14 protein-coding genes are annotated in these 13,441 nt (G+C 42.6%); 3 read left to right on the top strand and 11 right to left on the bottom strand.

Annotated features, from left to right (window positions below):
• Positions 1-48 precede the first annotated feature (48 nt).
• The gene (locus EIZ39_RS06395) at positions 49-528 is read right to left on the bottom strand and encodes a YqhR family membrane protein (RefSeq protein ID WP_129198617.1); all 480 of its coding nucleotides are present in this window, start codon (positions 526-528) and stop codon (positions 49-51) included.
• Positions 529-631: 103 nt separating this feature from the next.
• A complete protein-coding gene (locus tag EIZ39_RS27645) occupies positions 632-1,003 on the bottom strand; it encodes a c-type cytochrome (protein WP_129198615.1) in 372 nt (123 codons plus the stop codon).
• Between the two features lie 250 nt (positions 1,004-1,253).
• Here EIZ39_RS27645 and EIZ39_RS06385 point away from each other — a divergent pair, with 250 nt between their 5' ends.
• Both EIZ39_RS06385 and EIZ39_RS06380 read left to right on the top strand, forming a co-directional pair.
• Positions 1,254-2,204: a DUF1385 domain-containing protein gene (locus tag EIZ39_RS06385; RefSeq protein WP_483296014.1), complete on the top strand. Its 951-nt coding sequence runs from the start codon at positions 1,254-1,256 to the stop codon at positions 2,202-2,204.
• A 52-nt stretch (positions 2,205-2,256) separates the two neighbouring features.
• Positions 2,257-2,613: an SA1362 family protein gene (locus tag EIZ39_RS06380; protein ID WP_129198613.1), complete on the top strand. Its 357-nt coding sequence runs from the start codon at positions 2,257-2,259 to the stop codon at positions 2,611-2,613.
• A gap of 50 nt (positions 2,614-2,663) precedes the next feature.
• Here EIZ39_RS06380 and mntR read toward each other — a convergent pair whose 3' ends face one another.
• Entirely contained in the window at positions 2,664-3,125 is a 462-nt protein-coding gene (mntR, locus tag EIZ39_RS06375) for a transcriptional regulator MntR (protein ID WP_129198611.1), read from the bottom strand.
• A gap of 125 nt (positions 3,126-3,250) precedes the next feature.
• Here mntR and splB point away from each other — a divergent pair, with 125 nt between their 5' ends.
• Positions 3,251-4,318: a spore photoproduct lyase gene (splB, locus tag EIZ39_RS06370; protein WP_129198609.1), complete on the top strand. Its 1,068-nt coding sequence runs from the start codon at positions 3,251-3,253 to the stop codon at positions 4,316-4,318.
• 32 nt (positions 4,319-4,350) lie between these two features.
• Here splB and EIZ39_RS06365 read toward each other — a convergent pair whose 3' ends face one another.
• The 8 genes from EIZ39_RS06365 to EIZ39_RS06330 form a co-directional block, all read right to left on the bottom strand.
• Positions 4,351-8,103, bottom strand: coding sequence for a dynamin family protein (locus EIZ39_RS06365; RefSeq protein WP_129198607.1), 3,753 nt, complete (start codon positions 8,101-8,103; stop codon positions 4,351-4,353).
• Positions 8,104-8,251: 148 nt separating this feature from the next.
• Entirely contained in the window at positions 8,252-8,692 is a 441-nt protein-coding gene (locus EIZ39_RS06360) for a BrxA/BrxB family bacilliredoxin (RefSeq protein ID WP_129199145.1), read from the bottom strand.
• Positions 8,693-8,777: 85 nt separating this feature from the next.
• Positions 8,778-10,211, bottom strand: coding sequence for a M1 family metallopeptidase (locus tag EIZ39_RS06355; protein WP_129198605.1), 1,434 nt, complete (start codon positions 10,209-10,211; stop codon positions 8,778-8,780).
• Positions 10,193-10,501, bottom strand: a complete 309-nt coding sequence (locus EIZ39_RS06350; RefSeq protein WP_129198602.1) for a hypothetical protein — start codon at positions 10,499-10,501, stop codon at positions 10,193-10,195. The genes EIZ39_RS06355 and EIZ39_RS06350 overlap by 19 nt, the downstream gene beginning before the upstream one ends.
• Before the next feature lie 85 nt (positions 10,502-10,586).
• Complete coding sequence (locus EIZ39_RS06345) at positions 10,587-11,240, bottom strand: response regulator (protein ID WP_129199143.1); 654 nt, start codon at positions 11,238-11,240, stop codon at positions 10,587-10,589.
• 1 nt (position 11,241) lies between these two features.
• Positions 11,242-12,042 carry a sensor histidine kinase gene (locus EIZ39_RS06340; RefSeq protein ID WP_129199142.1) on the bottom strand — a complete coding sequence of 267 codons (801 nt, stop codon included), beginning with the start codon at positions 12,040-12,042 and terminating at the stop codon, positions 11,242-11,244.
• Positions 12,043-12,152: 110 nt separating this feature from the next.
• Positions 12,153-12,644, bottom strand: a complete 492-nt coding sequence (locus tag EIZ39_RS06335) for a hypothetical protein (protein ID WP_205668517.1) — start codon at positions 12,642-12,644, stop codon at positions 12,153-12,155.
• 20 nt (positions 12,645-12,664) lie between these two features.
• Complete coding sequence (locus tag EIZ39_RS06330) at positions 12,665-12,892, bottom strand: P-loop NTPase family protein (protein ID WP_129198600.1); 228 nt, start codon at positions 12,890-12,892, stop codon at positions 12,665-12,667.
• Between the last annotated feature and the right edge of the window lie 549 nt (positions 12,893-13,441).

The following is a 13,441-nucleotide window of genomic DNA, read 5'->3' as shown; positions in this document are numbered from 1 at the left end:
TAGTTCTTTTACTTTGCCAATTTTATCACAAGCCTTACCATTTGAATACTACCTTGCCGCTCCTTCTTTACTTGCAAACTCGGTGGATAGAGAAAATCCAACGAATAATCCCCAGAGGATAAATAAGCATAACTCCGTGGTAAATGTATTCATTCCCAACACATGAATCGGCTTATTAGTGAAACCGATTAATGGATTCAAAACATAATAAAAAAAACCGAAACCTCCTACTCCAAGGCCAATGCCTATCCATGGAGAATAGAACCTAGCTAAGGTAAAAACATAGGCTAGAGCCACTAAAATAGAAAGTACGGTTGCAAACCCAACACCTGTAAACTGGGCTAACGGTCGATCCACCAACTCGGGCTGGAAAAAAGGGGTCACAAATAAGGAAGGTCCTACCTTCGTGAAATTCATAAAGTAGGCAACATAGCCAAGCATCGTCCAAAAGGCGCCCCCAATTCCCCCAATAATCATTGCGGCTTTAATCTTACGCATTTTGACATCTTGCATACTTTCTTCTTTCATAAGTTAAACCCCCGTTAATTAGTCGCTCCTAGTATACCCCTTCGTCCCCAGTAAAAAACAAAAACCAGAATGCAGACATCCATTCTGGTTTTTGAAAAAATGATTATTTGTGCTCGGCTAACCAAGCCGCAACGAGTTCAGCATCGGCACCTTGGAGCATCTTTGGAGGCATGCCACCTTGACCATTATTGATAATACCAAGTATTTGCTCCTCGGACAGTTTAGCCCCAACCTGTTTAAGGGCAGGTCCTGCGCCACCGGACAGATCGGCGCCGTGACAAGCTGCACATCCTTGGTTATATTTCGCCTCAGCAGCTGTTGCATCCACCGTACCACCGCCGCCAGCTGCCGGTTGTTGCTGCTCTGCAGGAGCAGGTGCAGGTGCTGGGGCTGCTTGATCACCGCCTCCACCACCACAGGCTGCTAATGCGGCGATAAGAGTGGTACTTAATGCTATCGAAACAATACGCTTCATTTCTTCACCCCCTCCATCTCTCATATTACTTATCATTACCTCCTTTATTCAAGTACAACCGGTAAATGTTGCTAATTGTTCACATTTTATTTAATTCTGGACTGTAGGTACGTTAAATAGCAAAATCTTACAGAATATCGGGTTTAACCCACTGGAAATCCAAGCCCACGATGATGTAAAATAGAAGAAATACACTATTCTCTCCTTTTTATTTTCGAATGGGGATACAGCTAGGAAAGGAAGATAAACCTTGTCACAACAAAAACCGATAGCCTATGGAGGTCAAGCCGTTGTCGAAGGGGTCATGTTTGGCGGCCGCAAGGTCATCGTGACGGCCATCCGAAGAAATGATGATACCATCGAATATTTTGAAGAGGAAAGAAAAGCAAACCCTGTCTTAAACAAATTTAAGAAAATACCTTTTGTCCGAGGAATTGTCGGGTTAATTGAAGCAAGTGCCAATGGTTCCAAACACCTTAACTTCTCTACGGAGAGATATGACGTCACCCCTGGGGAAGAGCAACTAGAAGAGGATAAGGACTCATCCTGGAATTTAACCATGATCCTTGGGGTAGCCGTAGTCGGTGTTCTCTCGTTTATCTTTGGTAAGCTCATCTTTACCATTGCACCAGCCGTTTTAGCGGATGTCCTGTTTACTCGCTGGGTCACCAACAACATTTTACAGAATCTTATAGAAGGTGTAATTAAGATCCTCCTTTTATTAGCGTATCTATTCGCCATATCCCAAACTCCATTGATAAAGAGATTGTTTCAGTACCATGGCGCAGAACATAAAGTGATTAATACGTATGAGGCAGGAGTGCCACTAACCGTAGATAATGTCCAGGGGTTTTCAAGACTTCACTACCGATGCGGTAGCAGCTTTATTATTTTCACCGTTATCGTAGGTGTCGTTATCTACTCCTTCTTCCAGTATGACACGTTATGGGAAAGGATATATCAGCGAATTCTTCTTCTTCCTGTGGTCATCGGGGTATCCTATGAAGTTTTACAATTCAGCAACAAGCTCCGTGATGTTCCTTTGCTTAGGATCTTAGGATATCCAGGACTTTGGCTGCAGAAGCTGACAACAAAGGAACCGGAAGATAAGCAAGTAGAAGTTGCGATCGCTTCCTTTGAGAAGATGATAGAGATGGACAGAGGAGCAGAATTCAATAAACAAGTCGCTACAACAGGTTAAGTTAGATAAGGAGATACTTTCGTCCCATATAGTGAAAATGAGGTGAGACTCTTTGACCAATAACACCAAGTTGTTTTTCATTGTATTATTCTCATTAGCTGCCATTGGTTTAGTCAAGGTACTTAAAACTAACCCAATGATGCTCTTTATCAGCATAGCCTTTTCGATTGGGATTATCTTTCTCCTGGGTCGCTTCATGGGTGGTGGAAGGCGATCTACCGATAAAGGATACCAAAAGGCACTAAAGACCCAAAAGAAAAAAGGCGGGAAACTAAGCCCTACCGAGATTCAGAAGCTCACTCGATTGAAGAAAACTTCCCGTTCTCGTGAGATCCCTTTCAAGGTCATTGAAGGAAATAAGAAAGGGAAATCGCAGAAGGACAAAGAGAATCAGAGTCACTTTCACTAACTTATTTATAAAAAGCTAAAGGACCTATCGCATCATGATAGGTCCTTTTGTTAATTCGAAGTTTCCTTCGTTTCATCTTTTTTCTCTTGTTCCATTTGCTCATCCATATCCTTCAAGCGCTGTAAATCCCTTAATCTTGAAGGGTCTTCATTAAAGTAATGAACTAGGTATTCAATACAAGTAATTGCATCCCAACTCAGATGATGTTCAATCCCTTCCACATCATCATAGATCTGTTCCTGCGAAACTCCGATCATTTCCAAAAAGTTCTCCAATAAGGTATGACGATCAACCAACCGCTTGCCGACCTTTTTCCCTTTGGCAGTCAAAACAAGCCCGCGGTATTTCTCATAAACGAGATATTTGTTGTGATCAAGCTTCTGGACCATTTTGGTGACGGAGGAAGGATGTACGGAAAGAGCTTCAGCTATATCAGATACTCGGGCGTATCCTTTTTCCTCGATGAGCGTATAAATCTTCTCCAAATAGTCTTCCATACTAGGAGTTGGCATATATATCCCCCCATTCATCCTCTACGTCCATAATCACATAACAACAATATTACCTTAAGTTGCTATGGTGAGGCAAGTGAATTTAAGTGGCTTATACGAAATAATAAGCCTGAGGTGAGAAAATCATGGCGACACTAACCCTAGAAAGAAAAACCCAGCATGTAAACAAGCCTTTTGAGCCAGATGTCGTCTTCTTTGAGCCTCAAGCTCTTGAGTATCCGTTGGGTAAGGAGCTCATGAATCGGTTTAAAGGATCGAATACCCCGATCCAGATGACGACTTCCCATAACCAAGTCCGAGGAATTCAAGGAGAATCGGGTTCACCGGAATGGTATCGAAACGCGAAACGGACACTAGTTGTGGGAGTAAAAAGATCCCTGAAATTTGAACCCTCCAAGCCATCAGCAGAATACGCTATACCGCTAGCTACGGGTTGTATGGCTCATTGCCATTATTGCTATTTGAACACGAATGTAGGAACCAAACCCTACATCCGAGTGTATGTGAATCTAGAGGAAATCTACGGGCAAGCAGAAAAATATATGAGAGAACGTGCTCCCGAAATCACCCGATTCGAAGCCGCATGTACCTCAGATCCGGTAGGGATTGAACATATTACAGGGTCATTAAAAAGAACGATCGAGTATTTTGGTCAACAGGAATTAGGACGTCTACGATTTGTTACTAAATTTGCCAATGTAGACTCCTTGCTCGACGCGAAACACAATGGTCATACTCGATTTCGTTTTAGTATTAATGCCGATTATGTGATTCGAAATTTTGAACCTGCTACCTCTTCTTTCTTGGATCGAATCGAAGCCGCTAAGAAGGTGGCTGAAGCAGGATATCCGTTAGGCTTTATTGCCGCCCCTCTCTATCGGTTTGACGGATGGAAAGAAGGGTACGAAGATCTTTTTGAACTACTGGCTCGTGCCTTGCCTTCATCAGCTACAAAAGACTTAACGTTTGAACTGATTCAACATCGGTTTACTAAGGTTGCTAAAAATCTGATCTTAGCACGTTATCCAAAAACCAAATTAGAAATGGACGAAACCAAACGCCAATATAAATGGGGAAAGTACGGACGAGGAAAGTACGTGTATAAGAAGGATGAAGCAGCTGAACTTCAGATGCATCTAGAAAGGCTCGTCCATTCCTATTTTCCTCAAGCTGAAATTAGTTATTTCACTTAATACAAAAGGCGACCAATATGGCCGCCTTTTTATTAATTGGACTGTAAAATTTCGAGCTCCTGAAAAACCGACTCCAAGTAATCGATATCCACTTTGTCCTCTAAAGCACTAAACAGTCCTGCATAGTGTTCCTCTAGCTGCTCTAAGAGCTGCTTTTTCTTTTCCACCGTGTTTTCCTCAAACTGATCGTGGTAGTATTGCTTCATTTTGGATCCACACTGTTGCAAGTAAGTGGTGACAGGTTCTGAAGCCCATTCCTCTAGGCTCTCTCGCATCTTATCCCTGCCTCCCTGTTCGAAAAATTGCTTATGAGATTTAAATTGTGAAAGAATCTTGCGAATAGATGAACCATCGTAATCCAGATCTTCTGGGAATTCAGGTACAGCTAATGAATAAGACTGATATGGGATTTCTAACACAGCTTGAAGTTCTTTTTGCATGTCCTCTATGATCTGAGAAGTTAATTGATTTAATGTTTTCTCTAAGCGTAAAGAAGTTGCCCGAAGTTCCTGGCCCAAAGAAAAAACGATATTGCGGATCATCTCGTCAAAACATTGCTGCAGGATAGCCTTATTATCTCTTCCCTTTTCTTCCTTGATGACGGCTGGATTAAAGGATAAGCTGTACCAATCATTAAATCCATAGAACAAACGCTGTTTAACATAGAAGAGCAGTTCCTCAACTTCCTTCTCCACTGATCCTTTTTCCCGGTCATAATTAAAGGAACTTACCGTACTTTCATCCTTATCTTTGGCCTCGAGATACTGTGACCTTTTACGCGTCTTCACTTCTTCCCCTTCTTTGGCTGACTCAATAAATGAACGAAGAGTCGCACTTGAACGGTTCATCTCTCCTAACGCCGATTGAATGGCAACTTCGGTTAGCTCCTCAATCGTAAAACGAATAAAGTCTTGCTCAAAGGCTTCGAATCCGGAGAAAGCAAGGGCTTCCGCCGGGGGCATAAGGCGTTCGGCCGATTGCGTTCTCTCCCTGTAGACTCTCTCCGCGGAATCCGACAACTTACCTTCCCCTAGCATTCTGGCAAGAAGTGCCGTCTGGCTTGAAACAGGATATAATCGCGGGTTGCGAATCCCGCATGTAAGGAGGTTATCTTTTACGTGCTGAACTACCCCTTGCAATTCGTCCTTAGAACGGGCCAGATCGGCAGCATTCACTAAGAAGAACATCTTATCCATCTCAAAAGTATCTTTGACTCTTCCGAGCTGCTGTAGGAACTCTCGGTCTGCGTGGGAGAAAGCATGATTATAGTAAGTCACAAATAACACCGCATCAGCATTCTTGATATAATCAAAAGCAACCCCCGTATGGCGTGCATTGATGGAATCAGCTCCAGGGGTATCTACAAGGGAAATTCCTTGATCCGTTAAAGGGCAAGAATAGTAGAGCTCAATCCACTCTACAAAACAAGCTTTGTCCTCTTGCGCAACCAATTCCTTAAATTCGTCCATTCCAACTAGAACCTCTTGATCATATTGACCTTCCATGGCAGTAAGACCCCTCTTAACAGCCGCTAAAAAGGAATAATGCGGTTTAGCTGTAGGCAGAATCTCATCTATATTGATGCGATCAATCTTAGACACAGCTTCTTCAATGGAGCTCGCTTGAATCCGGAAGATCGCCAGAGAATGCAACACGTCTTTCGTCATATCTTGCTCACTCTTGATCTTGACGCGGACAGTTCCATGCGGGAACTTACCATTAGGCGGCAATATCTTATTGATCGTGGCTGTTGTCGGATTCGGTGAGACGGGCAATATCATATCCCCCATCATAGCATTGGCAAAAGAAGATTTCCCTGCACTAAACGCTCCAAACAAAGCTACTGTAAATAAGTTTTGCTCTAGTCGATCGGCACGCTGTACCATATTCTTGGCAGCGAGAGCCTGCCCCTTAAGACTTTCTACAAGGTTGGCTGCTTTGCGAAGCCTCGCGGCAGTGGATACCAGCTTAGATTTGTAGTCCTGCTTAAAAGGTGAGGTAGCGACCTTGTTGTTCTCCGACAATACAAGAGTATCCACCTTTTCTTTCTTCACAAGAGTAGGCACTTGTTTATCTTTCCAGGATCTGCGAGCTGCAGGTTGGCTGCTTGCCTTTTCTTCTGCATGGGTGGATGGATGAATGGTGTCGCCCTCTAACAGGAGACTCTCCTTCAACTCTTGTATATAACCTTGCTCTTTGCATTCGAGTTCTCGAATGGCTTCAAAAGCTTCCTTCACCTTTAGAACAGCTTGCCCTTCCTCTTTAAGTTTTTGTTCTTCTATCTTCGCTTCTTTTTCGGAAAGGACAATAAGGTCATCAATGATTTCTATTGCTAAGCGACGATACCTTGCTTTAATGTCATCAGCTAAGTCTTTCGTATAATTGAGAACGGCATCTCCGGTTAGTCTAGCTCCTTCTTTAATCTTTGAAGAAAGAAGCTCTGTAGTAATGGAGACTTCTAAGCTATCTATTCTCTGCATCAGGTCTTCTGGAACGGATAAACCAGCTTCCTTCGGCAAGCGATATAAAAGCTCCTTCACATGCCATTGCAAATTGGCTTTCGTTTGTTCTTCAACCTCTTGATGAAAAGCGGTCAGTCGTGCCTCTTTTTCTTGTTGCGTCTTACCCGCTGTGAATAAGAAACCGACCTTAAAACCTGGTTGGCAACTTTCTAAGTACTTCGCAGCTAAATCACGCATAGAGTAAGGCGTGATGTTGGCATTATCGATAACCCCTTGTAATTCCTTCATGAGCTTATTCTTTAATTCCTTTGGTGCACTTAACGTCAGATCTAACTTTGTCTTCAGCTCTTGGTAGGAATCTTCCGTCTCTTTCGCATTGGCTACCCCTACAATTGCTTCCCATTCTGTTTTTTTGGCCTGGCTTTTTCCTTGGATAAACTGCTCATGCTCGCCAACAAGATCTAATGCCGAACGTAGCACACTTTCCTGGAGAACTTGATCCTTTTGTAAGAAAAGAGAATACAACCTATCGTGCATCTCTTCAATTTGGTTCTCTGAATGATCTGGGACCTTCAGCGTAGTATAGTAGATGCCGTCTGGCTCCACTCCCCATTGCTTGAACGAATCCTCTACACTCTGTCGAAAAGCGGAGAAATCCAGCTCTAGGTCAAAGTGCTTATCAATTTGGTTAATGACCAGATAAAGCGTCTTTCCTTTTTCCTTCAGTGTCTTTGTAAATTGAAAGTTGATCTCCGATTGGACATGGTTATAGTCCATCATATACACCACAACATCCGCCAGGTGCATAGCCGATTCAGTCGCCACTTTATGAGCCGCATCCGTCGAGTCAATTCCCGGGGTGTCTAATAGGGTAGCCCCATTGATGAGAAAATCATTGGGATGGTAAATTTCTACGGTTACGACTTCGTCTCCGTCCTTACATAACTCCTTTAGCTTGTCGAGCTCTTCAACATAGTTAAAGGTAACTGGAGCCTTGTTTTTCAAATAGGCAATAGCCTTAACTTCTCCTGATTTAACCTTCACCACATTTGCACTCGTAGGAATGGGACTAGACGGTAAGATTTCCTTACCCATGAGGGTGTTGATCATCGTTGACTTCCCTGCCGAGAAGTGGCCGCAGAAAGCTAAGACAAACTCCCCTGTGTCCCATTTCTCCAATAACTCGCCCATCTTTGCTGCATTGCCTCGGTCCTCCGCTTTGGTAAACCTTGCCTGAAGTTCTTCAAGACGTTGCTTCAGGGCTCCCTTAGCTAGTTGGATTTGCCCTTCTTCCAATCGTTCCAATAAGCTCTCTACACTCATGTAATCACCTATGTCTCTCTATTTTTCTAGTTATTATCCTTCTGGTGTTGTTATTTGATCATTTCCTTACATTTTAAGCAATAACAGCGTGAACTTCTACAAAAAAATAAAAAAGCCAACCCTAAAAGGGCTGGCACCTTCTAACCTACTATCCGCAATACTTGTCAAAAGCCCCTTGAAGATTAGCAACGATCGATCCTGCATCATATCCTTCAATCTGATGACGCTCGATGAAATGGACTAATTTACCATCCTTGAACAAAGCAACGGATGGAGAGGATGGCGGGAATCCTTCGATGTGCTTGCGTGCTTCAGCTGTAGCTTCTTTATCTTGACCAGCAAAAACAGTAACCAAATGATCCGGCTTCTTATCACCTTGAAGAGAATGAATAACCGCAGGACGAGCGATCCCTGCCGCACAACCGCAAACAGAGTTAACGACAAGAAGAGCGGTTCCTTTCTGTTCAGAGAAGAATTTCTCTACTTCCTCTGGTGTAGTTAATTCGGAAAAACCCGCTTGTACAAGTTCATCCCTCATAGGTTGAACCATCTGCTTCATCTGATTCATATATGCATCAAAAGACATCATAGACATATCATTCACTCCTTAAATTTGAATTCTTCATTTCTATTGTACCCATATTTCCTAACTTTTGAAAGCTTTCGATGCGTTATTATGGCAGCCACTCTTGGAAGAAGGGTTTAAGATCTTTTGATGTGTATTGCTGGACAAAAGACTGAAATTCATCACCCTTAACAATCTTAAACTGAAAATGCTCGGTATATTCCTTAATGAAGCGGCTAAATGCTTCGTCTCCCAATTCCTGGCGTAGAGCGAAGATCATGAGGCTGCTTTTTCTATAGTTGCCACGCCAGTAAGACGACCAATCCTGATAATCCTCAACGGGAAGTATTTTGGTTTGGGGAAACTTACTTTTTAGGTAACTTCCTTCTTCAGCATAATACTTCGTTAAACGGCTCTGATGAAGGAACTCATCTGCAAAATAAGTGGCGAATCCTTCATCTAACCAAGGTTCACGTAATGGATCATTTCCTACGATGTTATAGAACCATTGATGGGCGATTTCATGAACAACCGTTTCTATTCCTCTTGGATCATTCAAACGATCCGATCGAACAAAGACCAACCCCGGATACTCCATTCCTGTAATGAACATTTCATTCTCATAGATATCAAGTTGAGTATATGGATAGATCCCAACCCGCTGTTCCATATAATCAAGCATCTCTTTAGCACGCTTGAGGACCAGCTCTCTTGCTCCGGGCGCAGTAAGGCGATAGTGAAGATGAATCTGTTTTCCCCCATCCGAGGTAATACTTTGAACCTGATGGTCCGGGCTAACAGCAAATACAAAATCACGGGCTTGTGAGACGCTCGAGGTTGTTACTTTTTTACCTTGTATGATTTGTTCTGTCTCCTCACCTGTCATCACTACCTGGTACTCTTCTGGGGTGGTGATTTCGACCTCGTAACTGCCTGCCTCACTATAGAAAGGATCCCCTACCGCTTCATATTGATTAGCATGCCATTCTCCATCATAGACAGCTAAGATGGGGAGTACGTTTCCAAACCATACCGCCTTTTCTTGCATACCTAAACGATGATGGACCATCGGTAGTTGAGATGTCCATAACATATCGATGGATAAAGGTTCACTTATCCCCCAGGACTCAGGAAGATCTAATTGAAGGATGGCTTTCTCACGTTGAAAGGAAGCAGGCTCTCCGTTAATCAGCACTTCCTGTATATCGATTCGTCCAAGTTGGATTCCATGAGGATAGGCGCGGGAAAAAGATTTCGGAAGAACAGGTGGTTTCTTGTCATCTTTCTCAAATGCCCCAAGAAATAACTGCACATAAACCTCATCTGTAGCTTTCTCACTGCGGTTCCACGCCTCAATACTAGTCTCCCCCTGCAGGATTCGCCCCTCGGGTTCAAACATGAGCCGATGCTCGTAGTGAGGAGGTTGGGGTTGGGGAGGAGGAAGCGGTGTCTGTTTGAGCTCCTGTTCGTGTTCTTGGGATACCCCTGTCCCACAGCCGGTTAAGAGGTACATGGAAATCCACATTAGAATCCATCTTTGCATGATAAGTTCTCCAATACCTTTTGTTCCTGAAGGAAAGTGGAGATCTGCTTTTGCTCAACTTCTGTAAGCTTATATTCACTGTCACATCCTTCATCAAGGACAACCATCTGTACTACTTCTTTTTCATCATTCAAAATGACTAAAGCGCTCGGATCGGATAGCCCTTGAGGGATAGAATCAAGTTTGAAGCTGACATAAACATGAATCCATTGGCCCATATGGAGAATATCCTCCACTCGCAAATGTTCTAAAGTTAATTCTTGATATTCACTAAAACCGTGTCCAATCATGTACTTTTCCTCCAACCTTAGGTGTACTTGTTTCTACATTGTATAGAGGTTTAAACGGTTTCACAATAGGAAGGGATGACATCCCCTATTTCTTCAAACTTAACCCGTGTTTCACCGCATAGGAAGCCAATTGAACACGGTTGTCCAAGTAAAGTTTTTTTAAGAGATTCTTCATATGATTCTTTACCGTATTTTCTGAGATGTGCAGCTTCTCCGCTAGCTCTCGGTTCGTTTCTCCTGCAGCTACATGCATCAAGATTTCCCGCTCTCTTGGTGTAAGGGTGTCTGGACTGGGTTGATCAGGGATGTCCCCTTCTCTAAATTGATAGAATAACCGTCCAGCTAGCTCTCTGGATACATCAGCCGTTCCATCAATCAAAGCATGAAGATACGTGATCCAATCATCAGGATCCATATTCTTCAATAGGTAACCCTGGGCACCAAATTGAATCGCTGTAAACAAGTCCGCAATATCATCCGAAACACTGAGGATCACTACTTTTATTTTAGGAAAGCTTTGCTTGATCAGTCGAGTAGCTTCTAATCCATTCATCCCTGGCATATGAATATCCATCAGGACGAGATCAGGCTGTAACTCCTTGCACTGAGAATAAGCCTCCTCTCCGTCGATGGCCTCACCCACTAGTAAAAATGAAGAATCACTAGCTAATAAACTCTTAATCGCTTTTCTTGCCAATGGATGATCATCTGCAATAAGAACACGATAGGTATTCTCCATCTTACTTCCCATCCTTTTTCACTGTAATCGTAAGCTTCGTTCCACCCTGTGGGGGGCTCTCCAATACTAGGGTTGCCCCTAGCTTATTGGCACGCTCCTGAATCATAGACAATCCGAAATGGTTCTTCTGTGGGGCTGTATAATTCATTCCCTTACCGTCATCCGCAATAACTAAGAACCATCCTTCTGGTCCTGTTTTCAAGTGAATTTCTGCGTGGTTTGCTCTCGCATGCTTTCGAATATTGGTGAACGCCTCTTGGATAATACCAAACAGTTGAACCTCTTCCCCGGTGGTAAAGTAACCTTGGGGGATGCCCACTTTTTTACTAATTTCAATTCCCGTTACATCACACCATTCACCCAACCACTTTCCCAAGCGATGAGTAAACGTAATGGATTCATCCGGTAAAGTCCTAAGATTAAAAATCGCCTGTCTAAGGTTATTATCGATCTCATTGACCGCCATCCGCGCTTCACCTAAGTCTCCTTGCTTGAGCTTCACCTTTAGAAAGAACAATCCTTGTGCAATATTATCATGCAGCTCTCTAGCTAACCGTTCCTGTTCTTCATAAACTGCTCTTCTCGATTGTTCCCCGACGATTTTTTGATTCATTTCCTTAATTTTATTGAACATCCATGTAGCAAAAATATAAGAAAGTACAAAAGTAAGAATGGTAATATAGAGGTTCCCTTCCTCCATAGATATATAATCAAGAAGAAAGTCATGGCGAATATATTCAAACCCTCCGATAATAATCGTAGGAAGAAGTATCGTAAACCATTTTAATTGGCTATAAGTCATGAGTTTGGACAGCCCCGCATCTTCATATTTTTTAATTAATAGTATAGCGAAAATCATCTTCTGTTAATATGGCTAGCTAGAGCTATTTATAGACGAAAAAAAAGATAACCTTATGTCACGGTTATCTTATTGGAGAGCTTTTGGTCACTAAAAAATTGAAAGGTATAATAATGTAGCAGTAAACAAAAAGATCGATTATGCTGAATGTAGAAAGAGGAGAGATCAAATCGATTCCGAGCTGGCTCGTAGATGACCATAAGCCGATGTTTCATTTTTTCCATCAGATAGTTTACATAGGACGAAGCAACATCCGTATCGTAAAAGGTTAAATAAGCATATAAAGAATGATCCTCGGGGTCATCTAGTACACTAACCCCTGCACAAGAATATTCTGTTGAAATTCCACACTGATTTAATACCGAGAGAACAGAATAGAGCTCCTCATCAACATAATCATGCTTTAGCCATTTTACAGATTTAGGCCTTCTAGCGACCTTCTGCCCCTCTGCCCATCGTTCTACCTCTACTCTTCTACGATGCCAATGCTCCATTGTATGATGAGATAAGACGATCTCCTCTAATGCCTCCCTTGACTTTGCCATACTTTCCCTCCTTTCTCTTTCTAGCTCACTATAGTTTGTAAAACAAATAGACGTCTAATCCAGTTTTCGATCTGACTGAAAATACTATTGTATTCCAAAACATGTTCTGTATCCACTAATCTGATGATCTTATGTAAATATACTTTCTCGATAAGAGTACGTTCCGTAAGAGGATCGGCTATCTCCCCCGGGTCAGTTACTTTAGTCAATTCCATAAAAAGAACATCTGGAGAACGTTGTAGCAGCATCTCTAAAACTCCTGCAACTTCATCTTGCTGATCCAGCATAGGTTAAAAAGCTTCTCCATTATGATGTGACCATCTACATCCGCTTTTTCTAATTCATTCATTAAAACTGCTGGCATAAGACCTCTACTCTTAGCCTCCTCTAACAGTCTAATCTAATTAAGAGAGTTGTTTACCGATCCAAGAAATCTGCTTAGGATGACTGCTGGTATTCTTCCCATAAAAATTCACTTCGTGTTTGCCTTAAGGATCGCGATTCTAGCTTTATATCTATAAATATAATCGTAATAACTCCTATTATCAACTAGTTTTTTGTTGTTATCATATCGGATATTGATGCCCTGGTTGGTTCCGGTGCTTTTCAGGGCGTCATTCTGTTTTGATGCCCCAAAATTGGTTCATCAGCGATTTTAGGGCACCATTCCCACGCTTTGACGCCCTCAAATTGGTTCATCAGCGATTTTAGGGCACCATTCCCACGCTTTGACGCCCTCAAATTGGTTCATCAGCGATTTTAGGGCACCATTCCGGTGCTTTGATGCCCCCAAATTG

The organism is Ammoniphilus sp. CFH 90114 (genome assembly GCF_004123195.1).
In the GTDB taxonomy this organism is placed as follows: Bacteria; Bacillota; Bacilli; order Aneurinibacillales; family RAOX-1; genus YIM-78166.
This window is presented reverse-complemented; position numbering and strand designations above follow the sequence as displayed.

Coding starts and splice junctions, on each gene's coding strand:
- EIZ39_RS06395 (WP_129198617.1), bottom strand. CDS start 528: ATGAAAGAAGAAAGTATGCAAGATGTCAAAATGCGTAAGATTAAAGCC.
- EIZ39_RS27645 (WP_129198615.1), bottom strand. CDS start 1,003: ATGAAGCGTATTGTTTCGATAGCATTAAGTACCACTCTTATCGCCGCA.
- mntR (WP_129198611.1), bottom strand. CDS start 3,125: ATGCCAACTCCTAGTATGGAAGACTATTTGGAGAAGATTTATACGCTC.
- splB (WP_129198609.1), top strand. CDS start 3,251: ATGGCGACACTAACCCTAGAAAGAAAAACCCAGCATGTAAACAAGCCT.
- EIZ39_RS06365 (WP_129198607.1), bottom strand. CDS start 8,103: ATGAGTGTAGAGAGCTTATTGGAACGATTGGAAGAAGGGCAAATCCAA.
- EIZ39_RS06360 (WP_129199145.1), bottom strand. CDS start 8,692: ATGATGTCTTTTGATGCATATATGAATCAGATGAAGCAGATGGTTCAA.
- EIZ39_RS06355 (WP_129198605.1), bottom strand. CDS start 10,211: ATGCAAAGATGGATTCTAATGTGGATTTCCATGTACCTCTTAACCGGC.
- EIZ39_RS06350 (WP_129198602.1), bottom strand. CDS start 10,501: ATGATTGGACACGGTTTTAGTGAATATCAAGAATTAACTTTAGAACAT.
- EIZ39_RS06345 (WP_129199143.1), bottom strand. CDS start 11,240: ATGGAGAATACCTATCGTGTTCTTATTGCAGATGATCATCCATTGGCA.
- EIZ39_RS06340 (WP_129199142.1), bottom strand. CDS start 12,042: ATGACTTATAGCCAATTAAAATGGTTTACGATACTTCTTCCTACGATT.
- EIZ39_RS06335 (WP_205668517.1), bottom strand. CDS start 12,644: ATGGCAAAGTCAAGGGAGGCATTAGAGGAGATCGTCTTATCTCATCAT.
- EIZ39_RS06330 (WP_129198600.1), bottom strand. CDS start 12,892: ATGCTGCTACAACGTTCTCCAGATGTTCTTTTTATGGAATTGACTAAA.